Genomic DNA, 24,947 nt, shown 5'->3' with positions numbered 1-24,947 from the left:
CACCGTTTATTGGATTAAGCAAGGAGAGGTTGTAGTTATTTCGTAAAAATGATATGATAAATATCACAGTGATAGTGTGACTATCATCACTCGAATTATTATATCACAATACGATTATAGAGGAGACTTAATTATGAATCGTCTAACTAATAAAGTAGCAATAATTACAGGTGCAGGCAGTGGCATGGGTCGTGAAGAAGCCCTTTTATTGTCCAAAGAAGGTGCTACAGTTGTAGCAACTGATATTAACGAAGCTGCTGTACAAGCAGTTGTGAAGGAAATAGAAGCCAATGGTGGACAAGCAGCAGCTTATGCACATAATGTAGCTTCTGAAGAAGACTGGATCAAAGTTGTAGAAGATGTGATTAGCAAATTTGGGAAAATCGACATCCTAGTAAATAACGCAGGGATCTCGTTCCCAGTTCAATTGCTTGAATCCACTGTTGATCAATGGAACAAAGTAATGAACATTAACGTGAGCAGTGTATTTCTTGGCATGAAACATGTTGTTCCTCAAATGAAGAACAATAAAGGTGGTTCCATCGTCAATATCTCCTCCATCGCAGGTTTGACTGGCAGCAGCGGTGCCGGCGCTTATACAGCTTCAAAAGGTGCCGTTCGTATGCTGAGTAAAGCAGCGGCTGTAGATTTTGGTAAAGACAACATTCGCGTGAACTCTGTTCACCCTGGATTTATCGAAACCCCAATGAGTGCTGAATTTGTAAATAACGAAAAAATGCATAGCTTCTTTATGTCCCAGACTGCATTGCCACGCGTTGGACGTGCTTCTGAAGTAGCTGAAGCTGTATTGTTCTTGGCTTCTGATGAAGCTTCATACATTACAGGCGTTGAGCTGCCAGTTGATGGCGGAGTCGTGGCTAAATAATAAATTTCTAAATAAGCAATACTAAGAAAGCCGTCTCATGCGTAGATTCTCTCTACACGTAGGGCGGCTTTTTTAAGCGTCCATCTCTACCGAACATTAGCCTACTTCCCTGCATAACATATAGCACTTGTAAGCAGGAGAAGGGTGTGGTTCAGAGATGGGCATCCAATTAACAGCGCTACATTATGTATATCTGGCATTCATCGTGTTCATTATGGCACTTCTGATTAGGCGGCGGGATACAACGATGATCTGTATTGCAGGCATCTTTGTACTTGGCTGGCTCGCAACAGAAACGATTAGTGGCTCGGTCACAGGCGTATTCAACTCTTTTGTATATGCAACCAAGGAGCTAATGGGTACGATTATGATTATTTCCATCATTGTAGCCATGAGCCGAGTATTAACCCAAACCGGAATTAACGAGACGATGGTAGCGCCGCTTACCCGGTTTTTACGTACACCGTTTATAGCCTTTTGGGGAATTGGCCTCATTATGATGGTGACATCTTGGTTCTTCTGGCCTTCGCCAGCTGTGGCTTTGATTGGGGTTGTGCTGCTGCCCGTAGCGATTCGTGTAGGACTGCCTGCACTCGGAGCAGCGATGGCGATGAACTTATTCGGTCACGGGATTGCGCTATCGGGAGACTATATCATTCAAGGTGCACCCAAATTAACGGCAGATGCGGCAGGACTTCCGGTAAGTAGTGTCATGGAAGCAAGTATCCCACTTGTCATAGTGATGGGTGTTGTCACTACGGTAACAGCTTATTGGATGATGCGAAGAGATCAGAAGAACGGTACTTGGCGAGACGGACTGATATCCGGGAAGAATGCCGCGAGTGCGCTAGCTGCGGAGAATGATAAAGTAGAAGGTCAGACGGTGATTTCTCCCACACTGAAGAAATGGCTGGCTATCGTTATCCCTCTTCTATTTTTAGCTGATGTAGCAGGTATGTTTCTACTGGATTTACAGGGTGGAGACGCAACTGCCTTAGTGGGTGGGACTGCTGTGTTCATCTTGGTCGTAGTAACATTGCTTGCACATCGTAATAAAGGACTGGAGCAAGTCACCTCATATTTGATCGATGGGCTTACATTCGGTTTCAAAGTATTCGGTCCGGTGATTCCGATTGCTGCATTCTTCTATCTGGGGGATTCGGCCTTTGCTGAATTGTTCGGCAAAGTTTTACCTGCTGCATCACAGGGGATTGTAAATGATCTAGGAGTTGCTCTCGCGCATAATGTTCCTCTAAATGGTGCTGTAGGTGCTGTGACTGCCACCATAACAGGAGCCATTACGGGTCTTGATGGTTCAGGGTTCTCGGGAATTTCACTGGCGGGGTCCATCGGAAAATTATTCGCTGTTGCTACACACTCCGACGCAGCTACTTTAACTGCCCTCGGTCAAGTATCTGCCATTTGGGTTGGTGGAGGGACGTTAATCCCATGGGCATTGATTCCAGCCGCCGCCATCTGTGGCGTAAGTCCATTTGAGCTTGCCAGACGTAACGTTAAACCAGTACTGATTGGGCTGATAGTTACAACGATCGTTGCTATGTTTCTGGTGTAGACCTGGATATTGATTCAAAAAAGGCTGCCGAGATATCTCGGCAGCCTTATATGTTTATCTTATCCCCTTCATGAAATTCTGAATCTTAGAAGAGAACAGGAAGAGAATTACCGCGAGCACAATGGCAACTCCACCAATAACTCCAAAGTACAGCATTTCGGTATCCGGAGTATAGAACTTCACAATCTGAGCATTAATAGCTTGCGCAGCAGCATTGGACAAGAACCACATGCTCATCATCTGAGCAGTAAAAGCAGCGGGTGCCAGTTTGGTCGTTGCCGAGAGGCCAACGGGTGACAAGCATAGCTCCCCAATGACGACGATGAAATAGCTTAGCACTAGCCATAATGGATTTACAAGTGAATTAGTTCCACCGAAATATGCAGGTACCAGAATGACCAGGAAAGACAGACCGGCAAATAATAAACCAAGCGAGAACTTTTGAGGAATCGTTGGTTGACGGTTACCGAGCTTTAACCAAATCCATGCAAATACAGGTGCAAGGGCGATAATAAACAGCGGGTTAAGCGACTGGAACCAAGCCGGAGAAATGTGTATACCCGCGAAGTCCAATTGGGTGCGCTTATCCGCAAAGCTTGCTAGAACTGTTGAAGTTTGTTCCTGAATGGCCCAGAACATAATCGAGGCGATAAACAAAGGGATGTACGCGAGAATCCGTGATCGCTCTACAGCGGTTGTCTTGGGACTGCGGTACATCACAATAAAGTACATTGTAGGAATAAGAAGCCCTAAAACCCCTACGATCTTAATAAATGTCTCAAAGGTGAGTATTCCAGTAAGTATGCCGACCGTAACTAATACAGCAAGCACAACTAATCCAATACCGATCCAAGTAAATAGTTTTTTCTTTTGTTCGGCTGGAATCGGGTTTTGTACAATCGTACCCGCCAGACCTAGGTTTTTGGTGCGAGTCACTACGTAAACAACTAATCCGATAAACATCCCTACTGCGGCAATCGAGAAGCCTAGATGGAAATTATTCATACCCACAGCGCCTACAATCAGTGGAGAGAGGAATCCGCCAAGGTTAATACCCATATAAAAAATGCTGAAAGCAGCGTCGCGGCGATTATCTTGTTCGCTATAGATTTCCCCTACAATACTTGATACATTGGGCTTAAGAAGTCCGGTTCCAAGCACGATCATAATCATCGAAGCAAAGAATAACGTGGCATTTCCCGGTATCGCCAGTAAAATATGCCCGAACATAATTAGAACGCCACCGTAAAAGACAGCCTTCGAAGTACCGAAAATCCGATCGGCAAGCCATCCGCCTATAATTCCGGACATATATACGAGTGAGCCGTAGATAGACATAATCGAAAGGGCCATATCCTCTGGAAATCCGAGTCCGCCTTTGCTTACTTCATAATACATGTAGTAAACAAGGATTGCTCTCATGCCATAATAGGAAAAACGTTCCCAAAATTCAGTAAAGAAAAGCGTGAACAGTCCCTTTGGATGTCCAAAAAATCCGGTTTGCGGGACACTATCTACAATTTTTTGCCTGTCTGTTGCTGACATGAATCAAATCCTCCTAGATGCTAATTGCTCTTTTCATGATGCTAATACCACACTACACTACCTTAATATTTATAATACCCTCATGAGGAAAATCACAACCCTTTGATGAGAAGGTTCTGAATAATGTCATATTTTTTAGTAATATTTCCAGCAGAACTTTATAATTAACTTATATTGTATTTTTCATCCAGAATGAAACGTTGAATTTAACCAAAGAACCTGTGGTTTCAAGCAGTGGTAAAAAACGAGTGTGTTAATGGGTCCAATTCCCACTACTCCTTTTGAGCAAGGTTCATTGTGAAAGATAGAATAAAAGGCTAACTTATGATACTATTTACTCCTATATAGAAAGAGGACGTGAGCTAAAATGATCAACATAACTATGCCCAATGTGGATGTTAGTATTACTAAACAAATTAACCCGCAGTTAAGCAACATTTACGGATTCACTGATTTTCACCTGATTCCAAGAGACTACGGCGGTATCTTTATGTTCTACAATGACCAAGATGAGTTGTTGTTTGTAGGTAAAGCGAGAAAGCTAAGACCAAGAATCAAAAAACATTTCGAAGATACCGTATCTGATATCAAGCTGCACCGAGACGAGGTCACCAGAATTGATGTATGTTTGATCGAAAGCCCTGTTCATAGAGAAATTTATGAAACGTATATCATTAATGAATTTAAGTCTAAATACAATGTAGATAAAGTGATGTTTAGATAAACATAAAGAAGAGGCGCCGTCCAATGACGGTGCTTTTTTTTATGTAAAAGAAGATAGGAATGAAATAAGAACATCGGTACACACTATACAAGATAGTTAATAGATATTTAAAGGAGATAGGTCATATTGAAGTCTAAGTTTTTGATTGCGAAGCTAACTTTGTTGTGTATGTTCCTTGTTGTTAGTGTAATGCCCGTAACTGCCGATGCTGCAGCCAAAGAAAAAAAGAGCTCACATAAGCAATGCTTAACACCCTCCGTAATAGAGCTTAAAGATAACCTTAGGAAATTATGGAGTGACCATGTGATTTGGACGAAAAATTACATAGTTAGCGCCTTTGCAAATTCCGAGGACAAAGAGAAGGTACTGGCAAGGCTGCTACAGAATCAGCAGGAAATAGGGAATGTGTACAAGCCGTATTACGGTGAGGCGGTAGGAGATAAGCTAGCCCAATTATTGCGGGAGCATATCCTGATTGCCGGAAAGGTAGTTGCCGCTGTACTGGCAGGTAATCAGGCAGATTTGGAAAAATACAATAAAGAATGGTATAACAACGCCGACGACATTGCTAAGTTTCTTAGCGCACAGAATCCCAAATATTCGTATGAACAATTGAAAGAGATGCTTCATGAGCATCTGGAGCTAATTACGGATGATGTGACAGCTAGGGTTAAAAAGGATTGGGATGCCGAAATCGTTGCTTTCGATAAAGGGCTGGAGCATATGATTATGTTTGGAGATATACTAACCGAAGGGATTGTTAAACAATTCCCTGATAAATTTAATTGAAACCAGAGCACCCGCAAGGGTGCTTTTTTCTTGTTATTGGCAATAATTTAGGTCTTTTGATCCAATTCAAAAAGTTAGATATAAAGGCTCACTTACAGACAAGACAAGTAAACTATAATAGACTCGTGGGCACTCGACATTTTTTGACATTTTTTTATAATTGAGGTGATAAGATCAATGATTTCTCCCTTTTTTAAAAAGAAAGACTCAGTGGATAAGCAGTCCAAACCGGGTATGGTTCAAAAGGTGCAATTATCAGAAGAGCAGGGTGAGGAAGTAGAGGACCAGATCGCTGGCGAGACTTTAGCAGGAGTGGTTACTACGGGAAAAGCTCCGCTTGATAAAAAATCACTTGATTTGATCTTCTCCGTGGAGCAGATTATTCAGGCCAGACAGCATGCCGAGACGAATATTAATGAACTTCAGGATCGGTTAACGCATTCCAGCAGCCATGTTGAACGTTTGAACCGGGACATGAAGAATCTCAATAAAGTGATTGAGGAAAGAGAGAAGAACGTTCGAGAGCTCGAGCATAAATTGATTGAGAAGAATTTGAAGGTCGATCAAGTGCTGGAAGATTATCGGGAGCTTCAGACTACCCTCACTGCAGAGATTGAAGAATTAAAGAGTACGATCGACCTGGAGCATCAGAAGTATGTAAATCTGATCCAAAAACATAACGAAGCTCATGCGGAGAAGCTTAAAAAGATGAATGATCTGGAAGAGAAACTCGGACGGATTGAAACTGAGAACGCGCATTTAAGACAGAAATACGATACGATCCGCCAAGAAAAAGCCTATCTCTCCGGCATGATCAGCGATTTTACCAATCGTATGACCGTCCCTTTTGGGAATGGAAGCACGCTGGCGGGAAGAAATGACGACAACGGAGATACATAAGATTCATGGCAATGAATGAACCGAGCGCTGTTCTAATGATTGAGTTGCTGTCGCTTGAGCATGAACAGACCGGTTATCAGATTGAGATAGGTTTAACCCGTGATATTGGGTATGCCAGACGCAGGCTAACCATAGATGAATTTACATATGAACAATTAAACGCGCTGGCTCCCTATTTCGGGGAAAGAATGAGATTGTCATTGTATCCGAAATGGGATCCTTTTCGTAATAGTTATTACAGCACACTGGTCATTATAAACCAGACCTTCAGCGAAACCCTGTATTTTGCTTGTTCTGAATATTATGTGTCACAGCTTCTTCAATTAAAGGAAGTAGATGATCCCCAAGTACATGAAGAGATTGCTGTTGAAACGACGCAACCCTCTATACCTCCAGCCCGTAGGCTAAGAAGAAGGAAGAGCAAAAAACGGATTGGAAGACTGGTACTGCAGAGTATCCTGTTCGCTTGTTTAGTATTTGTATTGTTGTCTCTTCGAATGGGTGGTCAAGATATGGACCGTGCAGAAGGATTGGAAGGACCTGCTTTAGGTGCCGGGGCTGAGAAGATCGAGCAAATTGTCTCTCTACCGTTCACCCCTCCTGTTGGTGTTGGTAAGACAGAAGCGACCCCCAGTCAGCAAGATAAGCCTACCTCTGAACCTTCCGAGACTACGCCAGAATCTTTGGAACCTCCTCAAGAACAGATAAAGCAATATGAGGAGATTGAAATAACCGGGAATAAATATGCATATAGTTTGCCAAAGGGTTACGTGGCTTTGTCGTTTGATGACGGACCGTCAAAGTATACGAAAGAAATCGTAGATATCTTAGTGGAGCATGAGGTGGCAGCCACCTTTTTTTTTATAGGGAATAAGGTCGCTCATAATGTGGAAGCGGTTAAGTATGCGAGTGAGCATCAGATGTCAATTGGAAGTCATTCGTGGGATCACAGCAAGATGACTGACAATGGGGATAAGCGGAATCAGAATAATTTGGCGAATACTAATAAGGCATTGGAGCAAATCACTCAAATGTCGATTACTGTTTTTCGGCCGCCATATGGTGCGATTAATGATAAGTTAGCAGCCAAAGTAACAGAACAGCAGATGAAGGTATTGTTATGGAATCGTGATTCTGAGGATTGGAGACGCAAAACCCCAGAAGACGTCCTTCAATTTGTTCATCATACTGATCCGTCCGGTGGCGTATATCTTTTTCACGAAAAGAAGATTACCGTAGAAGCGTTGCCCGCTATCATAGAATATCTAAAAGGGAAGAACATGAAGTTCGTCATTTTTAAATAACATCATTGCTGTAATCTTACTGCAGAATAAGAGTGGCTGTTACAGGATTATGATCGCTGTGTTCAAAGGATAGATCATGGCCCTGTACGCCACTTATTGTGATATTCGGAGAGACTAGAAAGCCATCAATGACAGCACGGAAATTCACACCTTCTGAATAAGCTACATCCAGTGTCCGGACGGACGGGATTTTAGCATCGACAGCCCACTGAAAGCCCTCCGGTTTGAAATCTTCAGGGAACTGCTGCAGCCATTCTGGCCAAGCTTGTGTGGTCTCAAAAACATCAGGGGTTGTGCCCGGTAAAGAATGATTCCAGTCCCCGCCTAAGATGAGGTAATTGCCTTTATCATTCTCTCTCTGAATATAAGTAGAAAGATATTCTAGCTGCTGCTTACGAATCGTTCCACCTTGGTCAAAGGCTGATAAATGAAGATTGATTAGGATCAGTTCTTTCCCGTTATCGACGGGGAATCTGCTCTCCATAAAGGCGCGGTCAAGTTCAAACAGTTGACGAGGCCAGCTTTCTTTTCCCGGAAGATCATATCTAACGTTACTTGTGCTGCCGAATTTAGATAAGGTTAATAAACCGCTATTCACTGAGCCCATCGGATCAAGAACAGGAATCGGTACCCAAGGTACCTTGTAGTTCGTTGCGAATACGTTGCTGTAATCAGAGGAAATATTCGATAACAAGGAGACCTCATCGATATGGTTGCTACGAGAAGAATCGATGTCTACCTCCTGCAACATGAATAGATCCGAGCCTGAAGTGGTCATTACAGAAGCTATTGCCTCCAAATTTGTCTTCGTTTGTTCCTCGCTGCTTGACCGTGATTTGGTGCCGCCATCCATAAAGAAGTCCTGATCCTTATCCAGTCCAGCATAGCCAATATTAAAGGTTGTTATCGCAAAAGGTTCTCCCTGCTTCATCATTTGTTCCTGATTATGGTTTACCGTTAGCGGAGTAGTCTCCTTCGGCTTATAATCGGTAATGGTAATATACAGTAAAAAACCGCCAAAGATTAGAACGGCAGCTAGAAGGGTAAAACCGATGATTTTTATTGTGGTTGAGCTCATTTGATTCGATCTCTCCTCAGATGTAATTTCATAGAACGGACTTCTAATGGTGTAAACTTCGACGCTCCGCTACAACTCCCCTTGTTTAAATAAAAAAAATTTGAGACAATGAGTAGTGATGGACTGAACTTTAATGTTTTGAAAAGAGGATAACGAATGAATATGGAATCCATTTATGGATTAACTTTTGATCAACTGGCGGCATGGCTGTTAGAACGAGGACATAAAAAGTTTCGAGCTACGCAGGTCTGGGATTGGCTTTATCGGAAGCGGATTACAGAATTCTCAGAAATGCTCGATGTAAATAAAGATTGTGTAGAATTATTGGAGCAGCACTATGTGATCCATACGTTGGAGGAACATGTGAAGCAGGAGTCTGCGGATGGGACGATTAAGTTCCTGTTCCGTTTGAAGGATGGCAACCTGATCGAGACGGTGCTCATGAGACAGAAATACGGGTTGTCCGTATGTGTCACTACGCAGGTTGGATGTAATATCGGCTGCAGCTTTTGCGCTAGCGGATTGTTAGCAAAGAGTCGTGATCTTTCCAGCGGTGAGATTGTAGAGCAGATTATGAAGGTTCAACAGCATTTGGATGCAGCAAATCTCGAACAAAAGGTTAGTCACGTTGTAGTCATGGGGATTGGCGAACCGTTCGACAACTTTAAGAACCTGCTCGATTTCTTATCGATTATCAAGGATCACAAGGGATTAGCCATCGCAGGAAGAGGGATTACTGTATCGACGAGTGGGCTTGCTAACAAAATCGTTGAATTTGCCGATGCGAATACACAAGTAAACTTGGCAGTATCACTTCACGCGCCTAATAATGAGCTGCGGACGAAGATTATGAAGATTAACAAGGCGATTCCAATAGAGAAGCTAATGGAGTCCATAGATTATTATTTGGAAAAAACAAATCGCAGAATTACGCTGGAGTACATTCTGATGAAGGATGTAAATGACGGCAAGGAGCATGCGCTTGAGCTGACTGAACTAATCGGCGATCGGCGCCAGCTCGTCAATGTGAACTTGATTCCTTATAATCCGGTCGATGAGCACAGCCAATATCAAAGAAGCGAGCGGGAGACCGTGCGGGCCTTTTTTGATACTTTGAAGAAGCAGGGCGTGAGTGTAAGCACTCGGCTGGAGCATGGTGTAGATATTGATGCTGCATGCGGACAATTGCGAAGCAAACAGATCAAGAAATCTAAAGCTATGGCTTGAGGACGGGCTGACCCCTTCATGCAGCTTTTTGTGATACAATGACGTGGCAGGTATTAGGAAAAGAGGTTGATTGAGCAATGTTGACATTTACTAGCTACAGCGTGGAGAATGTTAAAGATCCTTTTGGTATACTAACCGGTAAACGGTATGAATTCGTGGTTCAACTGGATGTTCCAGAAGATGATGAGCTCTATGTAGAAAACGGAGTTTCCGCTAGAGCGATTATTAAAGTGGATGAAGATCAGGTTAGCATCGTAAGTTATGACCTACAAGAAACAACAACAGGCCAATTGCTTGATTTCGATATGGAAGAGGACGAGGAAGCAGCATTGCTCCTTTTCTGTAAAGAGCATTTGCCAGAATAATGATGCAGCATTGATATCCTTGCCCAAGGTTCAATTGTGGCAGGGATTTTTATATTTCTCGCATAAACGCTTGCCGTCCTTACAAGGACGCCGAAGGCGTTTATGCTTGTCGCACGAATGTGAAATATAGGTTAAAATATTATAAAGCATCCAAAATAGGAGTTGTATACATGTCTAATGAAGAAGTGTTCTTGACCAAAGAAGGATTAGCTCAATTAGAGGAAGAACTGAAGGAATTGAAGGGTCCAGGGCGCAAGGAGTTGGCAGCTCGGCTTAAATTGGCGATTAGCTATGGAGATTTGAAGGAAAATAGTGAGTACCATTCGGCCAAGGACGATCAATCGTTCATGGAGACTCGTATTATGATTTTGGAGAAAATGCTGACCAAAGCGAAGATCGTAGATGAGAGCCAGATGGATCTTTCGAAGGTTAGTATGGGTTGTATCGTTACCTTGAATGATATCGAATACTCCGAGAAGATTGAATATAGAATTGTAGGGGCTGCTGAAGCAGATGTCCTAAACAACAAGATTTCCTATGAAAGCCCGCTGGGCAAGGAATTGTTGGGTAAAAAAGTTGGGGATATCGTTAGTGTAAATGCACCAATGGGTATCATCAAATATGAATTGCTTGAAATCAAAATGATGTAATACATGATAAAAAGGTCTCAACCCCGTTATAGGGGGTGAGACCTTTTTTTAATTATAGGTAATGGCTATTGTGTATATTGATTTCATATCTTAGACGTCTTGCTCTGTTGCGCTTATAGTTTAGAGTAACTTAGAGCAGAGGAGTACTGTTCATGATCCAGAGCGTGTTATCAACGTTGTATCAAGTCATCGTGCCATTATCCATTCCGGTGATCGTCGGTGCACTGCTTGGACGGTTTAAGAATTTGGATACCAAGCCGTTATTGACGCTCTATTTATACTTTTTAACGCCGGCTATTATTCTTAATACACTGGCTACGGCTGAGATTTCTATGGATGATATTTACAAGACGCTCGCTTTTTCGCTGCTAAATCTGTGCTTTTTATGGGCGATTGCAAATATCATCGGAAAGTTATTGAAGCTCGGTCCCTCTGAAATATCGGGATTGACTCTGGTCTCGACATTTACGAATAGTGTGAATTATGGACTTCCCTTGGTGTTGCTGGCTTTCGGACAGCTTGGGCTCGATAAGGCATCTGTGTATGTGATTGGGCAGATGATTATCGTGAATACTGTGGGCGTTTATTTTGCGGCTAGATCGCAGTTCTCGGTGAAAAATGCGGTAAAGTCCGTGTTCTCTCTTCCTGCCATCTATGCAGCTATGCTAGCACTTTTTCTTAGAATATTTGACCTGCATTTACCTTCTGAGCTTGCTACAGGGGTCTCCATGGTTGCCGGGGGTTATTCACCAGTCGTACTGGCGATTCTGGGTGCACAGATGGTCAAAGTACGAACCAAACCATCCGAACGCAAGGGCCAGTCTACTTTTTGGACAGGGATGATCATTCGATTAATCTTAGCTCCACTAGTGGCATACCTCGGATTATCTATTCTGCATATTGATGGTATTTTATTCTCTGTGCTGCTGATTCTGGCCTCCATGCCAGTTGCCGTCAACGCGGTGGTATTAGCGGAGCGATTTGACGCCTCTCCAGAGCTGGTATCCAAATGTATTTTATGGACGACGCTTGCTTCCTTTCTTGTGTTGCCGATCCTTATTGTGCTAGTGCAAGGTGCGTAAAGACAAAAAGGACCCTCTTTCATTTCTGAAAGATAGGGTCTTTTTTTACTGTTACTTAACCTAGTGGTTAATTTCTTAGAAGTCGAAATTATCAGGGTCAGGGCCAACCCGTTGATCTTGATTCAGGGAGTTAATTAGAGTCATATCCTCTTCTGTTAACTGAAAATCAAACACATCTACGTTTTCGATGATCCGGTGCTCTTTAGTAGATTTCGGAATGGTAATAATTCCACGCTGCAGGTCCCAGCGGATAATCACTTGAGCTACGGATTTGCCGTATTTAGCTGCAATTTGTTTCAGTACTGGCTGATCCAACAATTGCCCTTGCATTAATGGTGACCAAGCCTCCAATTGGATTCCTTGTTCCTTGCAGAAACTAAGCAGTGCTTGCTGGCTTAAATAAGGATGAAGCTCAACTTGGTTTACCATCGGCTTAATTTCCGCATCCTTCATCACATCTTCAAGATGATGGATCTGGAAATTGCTGACCCCAATCGCTTTTACGCGTCCCTCTTTATACAAGGTTTCAAGTGCTCTCCAAGTCTCTTTATATTTTCCTTTTACAGGCCAGTGGATGAGATATAGATCAAGGTATTCAAGTCCAAGCTTAGCCAAGCTAGTCTCGTAGGCGGCAATGGTTTCTTCGTAGCCCATATCTGCAGTCCAGACCTTTGAAGTTACGAAGAGATCTTCTCTGGACAGGTTGTTGTCCTGCAAAGCTTCTTTGATTGCTTGACCTACACCCGTCTCATTCTGATAAATGGCTGCTGTGTCGATGCTGCGGTAGCCGTGTGCAATAGCAGATTTGATCGCTTGTATCAGCTCAGAGCCTTCTTCGACTTGAAATACACCGAGCCCAAGCCAAGGCATGTTTACCCCGTTGTGTAATGCAGTTGTATCTTGTAAATGTTGAGCCATAATAAAATTACCTCCTAAGATATTTAAAAGTTTGATTGGTTTGTTAATGCACAGCTGATTAAGCAGCTTCGGACTGGAGAAGAGTCTCGTCTTTCTTCTCCAGCGCACGACTCCAGGCGGTTAAGAATACTGCGGAGAGAACCATTATAGCACCCACCCAAGTGGTATGAATCAGTCCCATATGATCCGTCACAATACCGCCAAGATAGGCGCCAATGGCGATACCAGCGTTAAAAGCAGCAATATTTAGCGCAGAAGCGACGTCTCTCGCACTCGGAGCATATCGATCTGCAAGTGTAACTACATGTACCTGTAGACCGGGTACGTTCATGAAGGCTAACAATCCCATAAAGAAGATCGTGAGTAATGCAGCCACTTTATAGGGTGCAGTAAAGGTTAAGACGAACAGTACAACAGCTTGTACAGCAAACATGTAGAACAGGGCATTCATAGGTTTACGGTTAGCTACTTTGCCTCCAATGACATTGCCAATGGCAATAGCTATGCCATATACAAGAAGGATAATGGCAACGGTGCTCTCTTTGAAGCCGCTGATTTCATGAAGAAGTGGAGATAAATAAGTAAAGACTACAAAGGTACCTCCATACCCTAAAGCGGTGATTGCAAACGCCAGCAGTAGCCGTCCGTTCGTTACGAGCTTGACTTGTTCACGAAGCGGTGTTCGGGTACCTTTGCGCAGCCCTGTGGCAGGGACCAAGATGAGATTACTGATGAGCGCTATAAGCCCGATAACAATAATGGCGACGAATGCCGCTCGCCAACCTAACTGTTGCCCTAGAAAGGTACCCAGTGGAACACCGGTTACAGTAGCTACGGTTAGTCCTGTGAACATAATCGCAATAGCACTGGCTTTACGATTCTCAGGCACGAGGTCGGCGGCAATGGTCGAAGCAATCGACATGAACAGACCGTGTGAAAGGGCGGATATTATTCTTGCTATTAGCAGAATAGTAATACCGTCCGCAGCCGCGGCAAGGCTATTGCCAATGATAAAAACAATCATGATGATCAGCAATAATGCTTTGCGCGATATTGCCGTAGTCAGGGATGTTAAGATAGGGGCGCCAAAAGTTACCCCTAAGGCGTACAAAGTAACAGTTAATCCAGCTGTGGTTAGCGGTATATGCAGGTCATCGGCGATAAGTGGCAGTAGCCCCACGCTGATAAACTCGGTGGTTCCGATCGCAAAGGCACTAATGGCTAAAGCCAAGAGGGCCAGGGTACTTCTTTTTTGGTCTAGCAACATGTCTTTCACTCCTACACTCTGTTAATTCACCGGCCGGTAAGTGCAATTATGAAGCCATGTATCCATTAAGTATAGTACGTACTTTAAAGTGCTATAGGTACTAAAAAGTACCTATTAGTTATCGCCTAAGGATATTGTCAGCCATTTCTAGAATATTATCCGCCAAAAAAAACGTTGGGCCCCATGAACTCATGGGAATGCCAACGCTTTGATGATTGATCTATTGTGTTCAGGATGTTATTCGAAGCTGTATTTGATTCCCCATTGTTCCCTAACATTACTCATAATGTCCATAACATCTAAGGAAAGATTAAGGGTTTCCTGGTTGCCTTTTTCCGCGATATATCGCTGCATATCCTCTATTTCGTATTGCAGCGCTTTAGAAGAATCGCCGATATCAATCGTTTCTAAGGTGCCATCTAAATATTGAATTGTAGCTTTAGAGGCCCGCGGAAAATTATCAACAGTAATAAAGCCAAGCTCTCCAGCAACGACGCCGCGTTTAGGCATTTTGGAGCGCATGGTAAGGGAGATGACCGCCATTTCATCTGCCTCGTTGTTCAGAATAATTCCGGATTGTTCATCAACGCCTGTCTCAAAACGTTTCACCGTCGTTAGAATTTCATGAGGCTGTTTGGACAGGAAAAATCTTGTGAAGGATAAGGCATACGTTCCGATATCCAGCAGTGCTCCGCCCGCCAGATCTTTGTTGAAGAAGCGGTTGTTCACATCATATTCCTTATGGCTGCCGAAGGAGACCTGCACCATTTTTAGGCGCCCGATCTTGCCTTCCTCCACGACTTGCCGTAGCTTTTTGTACAGTGGCATATGGTAGATGGTCATAGCTTCTGCGACGACTAAGCTTTTTTGCTTAGCAAGCTCGGCGATTTCCTGTAGCTGTCTGCTATTTACGGTGATTGCTTTTTCACTGAGGACATGTTTGTTATTCTGCAAGCTCTCCATGATGTATTCGTAATGATTGCTATGTGGTGTAGAGATATAGACGACATCGATTTCCGGGTCTTGCAGCATTTCGCTGTAATTCCCATAGGCCTTTTCCGCTCCATATTGACTCGCGAACGCCTGGGCTTTCGCTAAGGTCCGTGATCCTACTGCATATAAGGTCCCGCCGGTGTCATTAAGGGCAGCCGCAAATTCAGTAGCGATACTTCCCGGGCCGATGATTGCCCACTTTAGATTGCTCATTGTTAGCACCTCGCCTGTTTAGATTGTTTGATTCTACTTAGAGATAATTTTGATTCCATCTGAACCAGCTACAAGTGCTGCGGTAACTTCTTTTGTGAATAGGGAGGTCTCAATGACCCCGTTAATGGCTTTGAGTTTAGTTTGAAGGGCAGTGCTATCCTCTACCTTGTCAAAAAAGACATCCAGCAGCACATTGCCGTGATCACTGACCGTATACCCATCTTTACTTGTGCTTGTTCGGATCTCAGGCTTGCCGCCCAGCGATTTCACAGAATGTTGAACATAACTAAGAGCATCCTTAAGAACTTCCAAGACTACGGGATGCTTGAAGGTTAGCTTGTTCACAAGCTTTGTTTCATCTACCAGCAATATATATTGATCGGCCATACTGGCAATCAGTTTTTCTTTCGTATGAATGCCGCCGCCGCTCTTAAGCGCATGCAGTTGCTCATCCACCTCATCACAGCCGTCAAAAGCAACAGCTATTCGCTCAACAGACCAAGTTGGGACGACCTGTAATCCATTCTGGACACAGAGTGAAGCTGTAGTGAAGGAGGGGGTAACTACCTTTACCCGAAGATCTGCTTCTTTAATATTCCCGATTAAGTAGGAAATCGTACTACCCCCGCCAAGACCAATGGTTGTGTCGTTCTTAATATACTTCAGAGCTTCTGCGGCGCAACTTTTCTTCCTAAAGTCCATATTCAAAGCCGATCATCTCCATTAAAAATTGATATCAAGCACATTTGTGCAATATAATAAAAAATGTGCAAAATAATCGTCTACAGTATAACGAGGGGTTCTGAATCCGTCAAATCCTTGAAAAAAGCGAGGAGTTCTATCATGGATCGAAAAGAAGACAAGAAGCTGCTCATCAAGATTGCACAAATGTATTATGAGCAGAATTTAACGCAAAATGAAATTTCGAATGAACTTGGTATATATCGTACAACCATTAGCAGGATGCTGAAGAGAGTCCGTGAAGAAGGCATCGTTACGATCACCATCAATTACGATATTGGAGATCATTGTACACTGGAGCAGGAGCTGAAAGAACGGTTCGGGCTGAAGGAAGCTATTGTTGTAGAGGTAGATCCGGCTCAGTCCGGCGTGGTCAAACGTAAAGCTATTGGACAAGCTTGCGCAAAATGGCTGGAGCAAGTGGTTCAGCCGAAAGATACGATTGGGTTCTCTTGGGGAAGCAGCTTAGCTGCTGTTGTAGACAATCTGACCGTCGCACAGAGGCCTTTTGTAACTTGTGTTCCTACGGTGGGTGGTCCATCTGGAAAGATGGAGAGCGGATACCATGTCAATAATATCTGCTACCAAGCTGCCTTAAAGTGGGGTGCGCGCTCATTAATGATTGACGTGCCAGCGATCACGGAGCAAAAGGAAACCAGAGATCAGCTAATGCGTTCGCAGTATTACCAGACCATTGCCAAGGCATGGGATCGGCTGGATATCGCTATATTCGGCATTGGATCACCGGAAATTAAAGGCGAAGAGGCATGGCGTGGGTTTTATGGCGATGCTGTGATTGATGAGCTGGAGGACGGGAAAGTAGCAGGCGATATTTGCTCACGTTTTTATGATGGCAATGGAGTGCCTGTACGCACAGCAATATCGGACCGAACGCTGACCATTGAGCTGGAGCAGATCAAGCGAGCGAGGTACTCGATTGGTGTAGCGGAATCGCTGGAGAAGGTTTCGGGGATCTTAGGAGCGCTAAACGGCGGGTACATGAATGTCCTCGTAACAACTGAGGAAACGGCGCAGAAGATCTTGGAGTAACCACTACTAAATGTAAACAATTGAATTTAGTGAAAATAACCTGAAAATGGTATGCAAAATACTAAAAATTTTGCTTGTAAGCACCAGACAGAGCGTGTAAGATATACAAGGTATTCATATCGAACATTAATAAAACTCATATAATCTTGGGGATATGGCCCATAAGTTTCTACCGGATAACCATCGCAATTATCCGACTATGAGTGAAATAGCGCATCTAGGGTTCCGCTTTCTTCTTTGGAGGAAAGGTCTGGACCGAGCGATGCGGACACTATGCAGTGTTACACCACTAAGGGACAAAAGCCCAGAAGGACAGATTCACTTGAGAGAAACGACTCAAGGGATTTGTCCTTTTTTTGTTTTTTTAATGAAGAGGAGAGATTAGTTCACGATGAAAGTACTTCAAGAGCGCATTAGACAAGAGGGTCTCATTTTATCAGATACGGTACTGAAGGTAGATTCATTTCTGAATCATCAGGTCGATACGGAGCTAGCGCTGCAAATCGGTCAGGAGTTCAAAAAATTGTTCGGTCATCAACCGATTACCAAAGTGATTACCATTGAAGCTAGTGGAATTCAGTTCGCCATGGCTACTGCGATTGCATTAGGTGTACCGTTTATTTATGCGAAGAAAAAGAAAGCAGTAACGCTCTCAGAGGCGGTCTACTCAGCACCTGTACATTCCTTTACTCGCCAAGAGGATTATCTGGTTAGCGTCTCCCAGAAATATCTTGGACCCGATGACAAAGTGCTTATTGTGGATGATTTCCTCGCTACTGGTGCTGCACTTGTAGGACTGGTTGATATCGTGAAAGAGGCAGGAGCAGAGCTCCTTGGCGTCGGATGTGTCATTGAAAAGAGCTTCCAAGAAGGTCGGAGCCTTCTGGAGAAGAGAGGCATAGAAGTTCATGCCTTGGCCCGTATTGCATCTATGTCACCAGGTGAAATTCACTTCATTGATAATGAAAGCTCATTAGAGAAAATCAAGGAGAGTGCGGGATGTTAAGCAAGCAAAAGGTATTTACGTTAGGCCTTCAGCATGTACTAGCCATGTATGCAGGAGCAGTTATCGTACCGCTGATTGTTGGGGGCGCCTTGAAGCTGAATGGAACTCAGATGGCCTACCTCATCGCAGCCGATTTGTTCACTTGCGGATTGGCTACGTTGCTGCAAATTATGGGCACCAAGTATTTTGGTAGCAGACTCCCCGTTATTCTTGGATGTACCTTTACAGCAGTTGGCCCAATTATCGCCATTGCTTCGACCCATAATCTGGCGACTGCGTACGGTGCCATCATCATTTCCGGGTTGTTCGTTGTACTTGCGGCCCCGCTTTATGGGAAGCTGCTGAAGTTCTTCCCGACCATTGTAACGGGTTCTGTCGTGACTATTATCGGGCTATCTCTTATTCCGGTAGCTATGAATAATGTTGCTGGCGGAGAAGGCAGCGCTGATTTTGGACAACCTCGCAATTTGCTGCTTGCACTGATTACATTGCTTGTCATTTTAGCGGTTAACCGTTTCGCCACAGGATTCCTACGCTCGATATCTGTTCTGGTGGGCTTAGTGGTAGGTACTGCGATTGCTTATGGAATGGGTATCGTTAACTTTTCTACGGTAGGTGACGCTTCTTGGGTAAGCATCGCACAGCCGTTCTACTTTGGATGGCCTGAGTTCAGTCTTACTGCAATCTTCACTATGATCATCGTTAATATTGTTAGTATGGTGGAATCTACTGGGGTTTATTTTGCAGTAGGTAAGGTAATTGATCAGAAAGTTGAACAGAAGCAGATCGTAAACGGACTGCGTTCCGAGGGTGTAGCTATTATGCTGGGCGGAATCTTTAATGCTTTCCCATACACCGCTTTTTCTCAAAATGTGGGCTTGATTTCGCTGTCTCGCATTAAGACCCGTAATGTTATTTTTGCCGCTGGCGGGATCATGATTGTACTGGGTCTTTTGCCTAAGCTGGCTGCCTTGACGACGATTGTACCGAATGCCGTACTTGGTGGGGCCATGATTGTCATGTTCGGATCGGTTGCCGTTTCCGGGATATCCATTCTATCCGATGTGGATCTCCGTAAGGATGGTAATCTACTGATTGCTGCTTGCAGTATCGCTGTTGGATTAGGTTCAGCAACACTTCCTGCAATGTTCGCAGAGCTGCCTGAATTTGCTCGGATGTTGCTGCAGAACGGTATCGTATCCGGTTCGCTTACAGCGATTGTACTGAACATTTTCCTCTCCAAGACAAAGGATGATGTGCAGGTAGAGGATAACACCATACCTGTTCTCGCTAAGGAATCTCAAGTCTCCTAAACTTATTTAATTCATGATAAAAGACCAAGCTCTGGTGTACTGAAACCTAAGCTTGGTCTTTTTTTTGTGTTCGGGGCTTGTGCATTTGCACAAAAAAATAGGTTGTCCCGTCAATATAATTGAGTTTGTAAGCGCAGTATACTCAGTTTAGAAAGCGTTATCAAAACACACAATTTACAGTGTCATACTTTTATATTAAGGGGGCAACTAGAGATGGAAGGCACAGTAATTAACTGGATGGGCGCTGTTGCAGGATTGATATTAGCCGTCGTATTGATTTTTAAAAAGGTTAATCCGGTCTACGCACTCTTTTTAGGCGCAATTGCCGGAGGGATATTGGGCGGCGCTTCTATTGCGGAAACGGTACAGTATATTATCGATGGAACGAATAGTGTAATGGGTGCAGTTGTGCGTGTACTCGCAGCAGGTGTGCTGGCGGGGGTACTGATTGAATCAGGTGCAGCCGAACGGATGGCCGAGACCATCGTAGACAAGCTTGGTGAAAAGAAAGCCTTATTGTCTATAGCACTAGCTACTATGATTATTACAGCAGTTGGTGTATTCATCACGGTAGCTATCATTATCGTCGCTCCAATTGCTTTGTCCGTAGGCAAGAAAATCGGTATTTCCAAAACAGCTTTGCTGCTCGCACTGGTCGGTGGCGGTAAAGCAGGTAATATTATTTCTCCAAACCCAAACACCATTGCCGTAGCGAAGGGCTTTGATGTGGATTTAGCTCAGGTTATGATCCATGGATTTATTCCAGCCGTTGCAGGTCTGATTGTTACTGTTATTATTGCTAATCTCTTGGTCAATAAAGGTGTGAAAATTGCAGACGGCGATGTTGTCACAAAAGAGGAAGATACCACTAAGGTTAAACCAAGCTTCGGCCGTGCTATCGTCGCTCCAGTTGTCGCTATTTTGCTTCTGGCCATTAATCCGGTCGGAAACATTCTGAATATCGAATTGCTGAAATCCTTTAAAGTTGACTCTATGATCATCTTGCCTCTTGCCGGTATCATTGGACTGATTGCTATGAAACAGACGAAGAACATCATTTCCTTTACAACATCCGGTTTGAATAAAATGACTGGTACAGCTATTATCCTGATTGGTGCCGGTGCCATCGCTGGTATTATCTCAAAGTCTGACTTGAGCGCTACGGTTGTTGATGCAATTACAGCTATGGGCATCTCCGGAACCTTCCTGGCTCCGATTGCAGGTATCTTGATGGCGGCCGCTACAGCGTCCACATCAACGGCTTCGATTGTGGCTGCCGGATCGTTCGGTCCCGCTATTCTATCTATGGGCACAGCACCGCTTAATGCGGCGATTATGGTGCACACCGGGGCTACAGTAATTGACCATCTGCCGCACGGTAACTTCTTCCACGTCACTGCTGATTCCGTTAAGATGAACATCAAGGACCGGATGTCACTGATTCCTTATGAAAGTCTCGTGGGTCTGACGATGGCTATCGTCGCTACTATACTATACGGCTTTATCCTATAACGATTATTTCGAACTAGAAGGGATGGATATTCTATGAAAAAAGATTTGGTTATCGTTCTGGCACCCGATTCTTTCAAAGAAAGCATGACAGCTAAAGAAGCTTGTGAAGCCATGGAAAGAGGCATTCATAAAGTGAATTCTAATATAAATTGTATTCATGTACCCATGGCTGACGGCGGCGAAGGAACGATGCAGTCCTTGGTCGATGCAACCGAAGGTACCGTGTATATTACTAAAGTTAAAGGCCCGCTCGGCAATGAAGTTAGTGCATCCTACGGAATTACAGGTGATGGATTGACGGGGGTTCTGGAAATGGCCAGTGCGAGCGGCATTCAGCTGGTGTCTCCTGAGACACGAAACCCTCTGATTACAACAACCTACGGCACAGGACAATTAATTAAAGCTTGTCTCGACCGTGGGGTCCGTAAGCTGCTGATTGGTATCGGTGGCAGTGCCACTAATGATGGAGGCGCCGGTATGGTTCAAGCATTGGGCGGCAGACTACTGGATGAAGAGGGGAATGAGCTGTTATTCGGCGGTGGTGAGCTCGGCAGATTAGCCAATATTGATCTGACTGGGTTTGACCCTCGTCTGAAGGATGTACAGGTTGAAGTAGCTTGTGATGTTACGAATCCCTTATGTGGTCCGACGGGTGCTTCGAGCGTGTTTGGTCCGCAAAAGGGTGCAACTTCAGAGATGATCAAACAGCTCGACAGCAACCTTCATCATTATGCGAGTGTTATCAAGGAACAGCTTGGAATCGATATTAAGGAAATGCCTGGAGCTGGTGCAGCGGGCGGACTTGGCGCAGGACTGGTGGTATTCTTAAACGGAGTGTTAAAAAAGGGAATTGAGCTTGTTATTGACTACACCGGACTTGAAGAAAAGGTACAGCAGGCCGATATGGTGTGGACCGGGGAAGGAAGCATCGATTTCCAGACCCAATATGGCAAGACACCGCTAGGCGTTGCACAGGTCGCTAAGAAATATAATAAACCTGTGTTGGCCTTCGCTGGAAGAATCGGTGATCAGACGGAAGTGCTGTATGATAAAGGAATCGATGCTATTTTTGGCATCATGCCCGGTGCGGCTTTATTGGAGGATGCCCTGAAGCAAGGGCAAGAGAATCTGGAAAGAACCGCTGAGAACGTGGCACGGTTAATCATGCTGAAACAAGGTAGATCATTATAAAAAGCTGCGGAGAGATTTCACAACCTTATATTACTACGAGAAACGGTTATCGTCTTTTGAGGACGACAACCGTTTCTTCTTGTTTCTTTTTAAAGTAGAGGTTTTCTGAGTAGAATATACGGGAACAGGAGGGGCAGACATGAAGATATCGAAATCACTCGCAGGACAAATCGCACAGGAAATGATGAGTGTAGTTCCTTATAACATTAATGTTATGGATGAGAACGGCTTTATTGTAGGGAGTGGAGATCTAAAACGGGTCGGGACCTTACATGAGGGAGCGAGAATAGCCATTCAAAGTGGGCATGTCTTTGAAGTATACGAAGATGGCAGTGGTATGAAGCCGGGGGTGAATGAACCCATTATTATAGATCATAAAGTTTTGGGTGTCGTGGGCATTACGGGACATCCGGATGAGGTTAGACCGTTTAGCAAGCTGGTCAGAGTTACTACTATATTACTTATAGAACAGGAAGCAAGGAATAAGCAGGAGCAGGATGACAGAGTAAGGCGTGTGAAATTTTATCATGAATTATCTTATCGTAAAGAGGCGTATGATCTTGAGTTTCTAGAGCGGGCGAGTAGCTATGGACTAGATCTCAAGAAGAAATGCTGGGCAATCCTAGTGGATGGAGACGTAAACGGGAAAGAGTTCAGAAATGTTTCTAGATCCTATCCGCATTACTGGAATTTGGAGAATGATAAGGCTGTGTTTTTTATCACGGATGGGTTTCTCTACAAAGAGCTGATAGGAAAACTTAGTGTGTGCGGTGATGTAAGACGCATTGGCTCTGGTGAGGCAGAAGAGCTAGCTGCTTATTCCCTTGAACAGGCACAGGCGGCCATTAATATTGGCAGTAGAGTCGATCCATTTAAGAAGCTCTACAACTATGCGGAACTCAAGTTTCTAATACACTTATCTTATGATGGGGATGAGCGGACCGGGACGATTTATGCTCCTCTAGATCAGTCGGGAGATAAGACGGGTCTGATTGAAACACTGCAAGTATTTATTGCGGAGAATGGAGATCATAATCGAACAGTCCAGAAGTTGAATATTCACCGAAATACACTGAATTACCGACTTAACCGCATTCATACATTGACGGGTAAAAATCCGCGCAACTATATAGATCTGTTCGAACTAGTGTGTGGATTGATGTGGCGTAAGTAATCCCTATTCTAATTGCCAACCTCTTTTTATAGGCATAAAATTAGTTTGGAACGTATAGATAAATTAGGACAGGGATGGAATAAGAATGAATGAGAAAGTTGTAATGAATGATAAAATTGTCATGCCATTATGGACGATGTGCCTCTTTATTGTAGTGATGAATACAACGATGTTTAATGTATCGCTTCCAACCATTATTAAGGATCTCCAAATCTCTGCTGATCTAGGCTCATGGGTCATTTCTAGCTACTCGATTGGATATGCATTATCGACAGTTATTTATAGCCGGTTATCCGACTTGGTGCCGATTCGTAAGCTCTTGACCATTGGTTTAATTACGCTTGGACTGGCATCCGTGTTTGGATTGTTCGCACATGACTTTAAGTTACTATTAATCACGAGAATCGTGCAATCTGCGGGTGCCGGATCCATGGCTGGATTGGGTCTTGTACTCGCTAGCCGCTACGTTCCGATTGAAAGACGGGGTGCTGCAATTGCGATGATCTCGGCGGGTAGTGCAATGGCCTTTGGTTTGGGTCCTATTGTCGGAGGCGTCATCAGCCAGTACTTTGGCTGGAATGGATTGTTCGGCATTACTTGTCTTGTGCTTATCGTGCTGCCGGTACTGCTGCGGTTATTGCCTAAGGAGCAGCCACAGCCTGCTAGCTTTGACATCCTGGGAGCGGCGCTGACCGTTGTAAATGCGGCAAGTCTACTGGTAGCCGTAACTACCCAGTCGCTTGTATGGCTAGCGGTGGGTGTAGTGTCTATTATCGTGCATGCCTTACATCTAAAGAAGGCCAAGGAATCGTTCATTAATCCGCAGCTGCTTACCATGCCAGGTTACTTGAAACTGGTTGCCGTAGGCTTTTGTATTCTGGTATTGAACTTAGGAAACTTGTTTCTGATGCCGCTTGCGCTCGCTAATCTGTTCGATAAGTCAGCGTTGATGATTGGTTTGTTTATCGCACCGGGCGCGTTAGTATCTGCATTTCTGACCCGTTATGTGGGACGGTTTATTGATCGATACGGTAATATACGCTTCCTAGTGATCGGACATTGTATACTTGCAGCCGTTATGGCTGTGTTTGCTCTGAATCTTTCTGTATCACCTGTAGTGCTACTGCTAGGTTATCTATGCTTCTCTCCCGCTTTCTCAGCTACGATGGCATCCTTAAACAATGAAGCTTCTATCGTTCTTCCGAGGACTTGGATCGGTTCGGGCATGGGGCTTTTACAACTGGTTCAATTCTTCGGAGGCTCTGTATCTGTTGCAGTCTGCGGGATTTTGCTGCATGCTCAGCGTGATATCTCCCCAGCAAAAGCATATCAGCATGTATACGGCGTGTTGCTCCTCGTTAGCTTGTGCTCGTTAGGAATTCTTCTTTTATATAGACGTTCTAATGCCAAGAGCAAAGCTGGGCAGTCTACACACGCTTAGAACTG

At 44.1% G+C, this 24,947-nt stretch carries 23 protein-coding genes and 1 riboswitch; of the genes, 17 read left to right on the top strand and 6 right to left on the bottom strand.

Annotated features, from left to right (window positions below; translation table 11 throughout):
* The first annotated feature begins 133 nt into the window (after positions 1-133).
* Positions 134-886, top strand: coding sequence for an SDR family NAD(P)-dependent oxidoreductase (locus ACN6MV_RS30320; protein WP_038573803.1), 753 nt, complete (start codon positions 134-136; stop codon positions 884-886).
* 157 nt (positions 887-1,043) lie between these two features.
* Complete coding sequence (locus ACN6MV_RS30315) at positions 1,044-2,459, top strand: hypothetical protein (RefSeq protein WP_076121614.1); 1,416 nt, start codon at positions 1,044-1,046, stop codon at positions 2,457-2,459.
* Positions 2,460-2,513: 54 nt separating this feature from the next.
* Here the strand turns inward: ACN6MV_RS30315 and ACN6MV_RS30310 are convergent, their stop codons facing one another.
* Positions 2,514-4,004 (bottom strand): peptide MFS transporter, encoded by a 1,491-nt coding sequence (locus tag ACN6MV_RS30310; protein WP_419885430.1) that lies wholly within the window; start codon positions 4,002-4,004, stop codon positions 2,514-2,516.
* Between the two features lie 367 nt (positions 4,005-4,371).
* Here ACN6MV_RS30310 and ACN6MV_RS30305 point away from each other — a divergent pair, with 367 nt between their 5' ends.
* The 4 genes from ACN6MV_RS30305 (at position 4,372) to ACN6MV_RS30290 (ending at position 7,721) form a co-directional block, all read left to right on the top strand.
* Complete coding sequence (locus tag ACN6MV_RS30305) at positions 4,372-4,728, top strand: nucleotide excision repair endonuclease (protein ID WP_042131559.1); 357 nt, start codon at positions 4,372-4,374, stop codon at positions 4,726-4,728.
* 126 nt (positions 4,729-4,854) lie between these two features.
* Positions 4,855-5,517, top strand: a complete 663-nt coding sequence (locus tag ACN6MV_RS30300; RefSeq protein WP_419885429.1) for a glycosyltransferase — start codon at positions 4,855-4,857, stop codon at positions 5,515-5,517.
* A gap of 177 nt (positions 5,518-5,694) precedes the next feature.
* A complete protein-coding gene (locus ACN6MV_RS30295) occupies positions 5,695-6,417 on the top strand; it encodes a hypothetical protein (protein ID WP_042131557.1) in 723 nt (240 codons plus the stop codon).
* A 5-nt stretch (positions 6,418-6,422) separates the two neighbouring features.
* The gene (locus ACN6MV_RS30290; protein ID WP_052414771.1) at positions 6,423-7,721 is read left to right on the top strand and encodes a polysaccharide deacetylase family protein; all 1,299 of its coding nucleotides are present in this window, start codon (positions 6,423-6,425) and stop codon (positions 7,719-7,721) included.
* A 16-nt stretch (positions 7,722-7,737) separates the two neighbouring features.
* Here ACN6MV_RS30290 and ACN6MV_RS30285 read toward each other — a convergent pair whose 3' ends face one another.
* On the bottom strand, positions 7,738-8,799 hold the full coding sequence (locus ACN6MV_RS30285; protein WP_042131556.1) for an endonuclease/exonuclease/phosphatase family protein: 1,062 nt from the start codon (positions 8,797-8,799) through the stop codon (positions 7,738-7,740).
* A gap of 156 nt (positions 8,800-8,955) precedes the next feature.
* Here ACN6MV_RS30285 and rlmN point away from each other — a divergent pair, with 156 nt between their 5' ends.
* The 4 genes from rlmN (at position 8,956) to ACN6MV_RS30265 (ending at position 12,123) form a co-directional block, all read left to right on the top strand.
* Complete coding sequence (rlmN, locus tag ACN6MV_RS30280) at positions 8,956-10,026, top strand: 23S rRNA (adenine(2503)-C(2))-methyltransferase RlmN (RefSeq protein WP_042131555.1); 1,071 nt, start codon at positions 8,956-8,958, stop codon at positions 10,024-10,026.
* 77 nt (positions 10,027-10,103) lie between these two features.
* Positions 10,104-10,391 (top strand): DUF6509 family protein, encoded by a 288-nt coding sequence (locus tag ACN6MV_RS30275; protein ID WP_042131554.1) that lies wholly within the window; start codon positions 10,104-10,106, stop codon positions 10,389-10,391.
* A gap of 170 nt (positions 10,392-10,561) precedes the next feature.
* Complete coding sequence (gene greA / locus ACN6MV_RS30270; RefSeq protein ID WP_042131553.1) at positions 10,562-11,041, top strand: transcription elongation factor GreA; 480 nt, start codon at positions 10,562-10,564, stop codon at positions 11,039-11,041.
* Positions 11,042-11,193: 152 nt separating this feature from the next.
* Positions 11,194-12,123: an AEC family transporter gene (locus ACN6MV_RS30265; protein WP_339288543.1), complete on the top strand. Its 930-nt coding sequence runs from the start codon at positions 11,194-11,196 to the stop codon at positions 12,121-12,123.
* 75 nt (positions 12,124-12,198) lie between these two features.
* Here ACN6MV_RS30265 and ACN6MV_RS30260 read toward each other — a convergent pair whose 3' ends face one another.
* The 4 genes from ACN6MV_RS30260 to rpiA form a co-directional block, all read right to left on the bottom strand.
* Positions 12,199-13,041 (bottom strand): aldo/keto reductase, encoded by an 843-nt coding sequence (locus tag ACN6MV_RS30260; protein ID WP_419885428.1) that lies wholly within the window; start codon positions 13,039-13,041, stop codon positions 12,199-12,201.
* A 58-nt stretch (positions 13,042-13,099) separates the two neighbouring features.
* A complete protein-coding gene (locus ACN6MV_RS30255; RefSeq protein WP_076121598.1) occupies positions 13,100-14,308 on the bottom strand; it encodes an MFS transporter in 1,209 nt (402 codons plus the stop codon).
* Positions 14,309-14,545: 237 nt separating this feature from the next.
* The gene (locus ACN6MV_RS30250; protein ID WP_419885427.1) at positions 14,546-15,514 is read right to left on the bottom strand and encodes a Gfo/Idh/MocA family protein; all 969 of its coding nucleotides are present in this window, start codon (positions 15,512-15,514) and stop codon (positions 14,546-14,548) included.
* Positions 15,515-15,547: 33 nt separating this feature from the next.
* Positions 15,548-16,216, bottom strand: a complete 669-nt coding sequence (gene rpiA / locus ACN6MV_RS30245; protein WP_419886840.1) for a ribose 5-phosphate isomerase A — start codon at positions 16,214-16,216, stop codon at positions 15,548-15,550.
* A 141-nt stretch (positions 16,217-16,357) separates the two neighbouring features.
* Here rpiA and ACN6MV_RS30240 point away from each other — a divergent pair, with 141 nt between their 5' ends.
* The 7 genes from ACN6MV_RS30240 to ACN6MV_RS30210 all read left to right on the top strand — a co-directional run bounded on the left by ACN6MV_RS30240 (position 16,358) and on the right by ACN6MV_RS30210 (position 24,942).
* The gene (locus ACN6MV_RS30240; protein ID WP_042131548.1) at positions 16,358-17,305 is read left to right on the top strand and encodes a sugar-binding transcriptional regulator; all 948 of its coding nucleotides are present in this window, start codon (positions 16,358-16,360) and stop codon (positions 17,303-17,305) included.
* Between the two features lie 116 nt (positions 17,306-17,421).
* Positions 17,422-17,525, top strand: a riboswitch (purine riboswitch).
* A gap of 171 nt (positions 17,526-17,696) precedes the next feature.
* Positions 17,697-18,311 (top strand): xanthine phosphoribosyltransferase, encoded by a 615-nt coding sequence (locus ACN6MV_RS30235; RefSeq protein WP_339288537.1) that lies wholly within the window; start codon positions 17,697-17,699, stop codon positions 18,309-18,311.
* Positions 18,305-19,624 (top strand): nucleobase:cation symporter-2 family protein, encoded by a 1,320-nt coding sequence (locus ACN6MV_RS30230; RefSeq protein ID WP_042131546.1) that lies wholly within the window; start codon positions 18,305-18,307, stop codon positions 19,622-19,624. Before ACN6MV_RS30235 ends, ACN6MV_RS30230 begins: the two co-directional genes overlap by 7 nt.
* Before the next feature lie 213 nt (positions 19,625-19,837).
* Complete coding sequence (locus tag ACN6MV_RS30225) at positions 19,838-21,136, top strand: GntP family permease (RefSeq protein WP_042131545.1); 1,299 nt, start codon at positions 19,838-19,840, stop codon at positions 21,134-21,136.
* Between the two features lie 33 nt (positions 21,137-21,169).
* A complete protein-coding gene (locus tag ACN6MV_RS30220; RefSeq protein ID WP_042131544.1) occupies positions 21,170-22,327 on the top strand; it encodes a glycerate kinase in 1,158 nt (385 codons plus the stop codon).
* A 139-nt stretch (positions 22,328-22,466) separates the two neighbouring features.
* Positions 22,467-23,501, top strand: a complete 1,035-nt coding sequence (locus ACN6MV_RS30215; RefSeq protein ID WP_042131543.1) for a CdaR family transcriptional regulator — start codon at positions 22,467-22,469, stop codon at positions 23,499-23,501.
* An 85-nt stretch (positions 23,502-23,586) separates the two neighbouring features.
* Positions 23,587-24,942, top strand: coding sequence for an MFS transporter (locus tag ACN6MV_RS30210; RefSeq protein WP_231573974.1), 1,356 nt, complete (start codon positions 23,587-23,589; stop codon positions 24,940-24,942).
* Positions 24,943-24,947: the final 5 nt, after the last annotated feature.

This window comes from Paenibacillus sp. B-A-8 (assembly GCF_048572915.1).
GTDB lineage: Bacteria > Bacillota > Bacilli > Paenibacillales > Paenibacillaceae > Paenibacillus_AQ.
This window is presented reverse-complemented; position numbering and strand designations above follow the sequence as displayed.

Bases quoted from the DNA above. Each gene is read 5' to 3' on its own strand.
- ACN6MV_RS30320 (WP_038573803.1), top strand. From the start codon at position 134: ATGAATCGTCTAACTAATAAAGTAGCAATAATTACAGGTGCAGGCAGT.
- ACN6MV_RS30315 (WP_076121614.1), top strand. From the start codon at position 1,044: ATGGGCATCCAATTAACAGCGCTACATTATGTATATCTGGCATTCATC.
- ACN6MV_RS30310 (WP_419885430.1), bottom strand. From the start codon at position 4,004: ATGTCAGCAACAGACAGGCAAAAAATTGTAGATAGTGTCCCGCAAACC.
- ACN6MV_RS30305 (WP_042131559.1), top strand. From the start codon at position 4,372: ATGATCAACATAACTATGCCCAATGTGGATGTTAGTATTACTAAACAA.
- ACN6MV_RS30295 (WP_042131557.1), top strand. From the start codon at position 5,695: ATGATTTCTCCCTTTTTTAAAAAGAAAGACTCAGTGGATAAGCAGTCC.
- ACN6MV_RS30290 (WP_052414771.1), top strand. From the start codon at position 6,423: ATGGCAATGAATGAACCGAGCGCTGTTCTAATGATTGAGTTGCTGTCG.
- ACN6MV_RS30285 (WP_042131556.1), bottom strand. From the start codon at position 8,799: ATGAGCTCAACCACAATAAAAATCATCGGTTTTACCCTTCTAGCTGCC.
- rlmN (WP_042131555.1), top strand. From the start codon at position 8,956: ATGAATATGGAATCCATTTATGGATTAACTTTTGATCAACTGGCGGCA.
- ACN6MV_RS30275 (WP_042131554.1), top strand. From the start codon at position 10,104: ATGTTGACATTTACTAGCTACAGCGTGGAGAATGTTAAAGATCCTTTT.
- greA (WP_042131553.1), top strand. From the start codon at position 10,562: ATGTCTAATGAAGAAGTGTTCTTGACCAAAGAAGGATTAGCTCAATTA.
- ACN6MV_RS30265 (WP_339288543.1), top strand. From the start codon at position 11,194: ATGATCCAGAGCGTGTTATCAACGTTGTATCAAGTCATCGTGCCATTA.
- ACN6MV_RS30260 (WP_419885428.1), bottom strand. From the start codon at position 13,041: ATGGCTCAACATTTACAAGATACAACTGCATTACACAACGGGGTAAAC.
- ACN6MV_RS30255 (WP_076121598.1), bottom strand. From the start codon at position 14,308: ATGTTGCTAGACCAAAAAAGAAGTACCCTGGCCCTCTTGGCTTTAGCC.
- ACN6MV_RS30250 (WP_419885427.1), bottom strand. From the start codon at position 15,514: ATGAGCAATCTAAAGTGGGCAATCATCGGCCCGGGAAGTATCGCTACT.
- rpiA (WP_419886840.1), bottom strand. From the start codon at position 16,216: ATGGACTTTAGGAAGAAAAGTTGCGCCGCAGAAGCTCTGAAGTATATT.
- ACN6MV_RS30240 (WP_042131548.1), top strand. From the start codon at position 16,358: ATGGATCGAAAAGAAGACAAGAAGCTGCTCATCAAGATTGCACAAATG.
- ACN6MV_RS30235 (WP_339288537.1), top strand. From the start codon at position 17,697: ATGAAAGTACTTCAAGAGCGCATTAGACAAGAGGGTCTCATTTTATCA.
- ACN6MV_RS30230 (WP_042131546.1), top strand. From the start codon at position 18,305: ATGTTAAGCAAGCAAAAGGTATTTACGTTAGGCCTTCAGCATGTACTA.
- ACN6MV_RS30225 (WP_042131545.1), top strand. From the start codon at position 19,838: ATGGAAGGCACAGTAATTAACTGGATGGGCGCTGTTGCAGGATTGATA.
- ACN6MV_RS30220 (WP_042131544.1), top strand. From the start codon at position 21,170: ATGAAAAAAGATTTGGTTATCGTTCTGGCACCCGATTCTTTCAAAGAA.
- ACN6MV_RS30215 (WP_042131543.1), top strand. From the start codon at position 22,467: ATGAAGATATCGAAATCACTCGCAGGACAAATCGCACAGGAAATGATG.
- ACN6MV_RS30210 (WP_231573974.1), top strand. From the start codon at position 23,587: ATGAATGAGAAAGTTGTAATGAATGATAAAATTGTCATGCCATTATGG.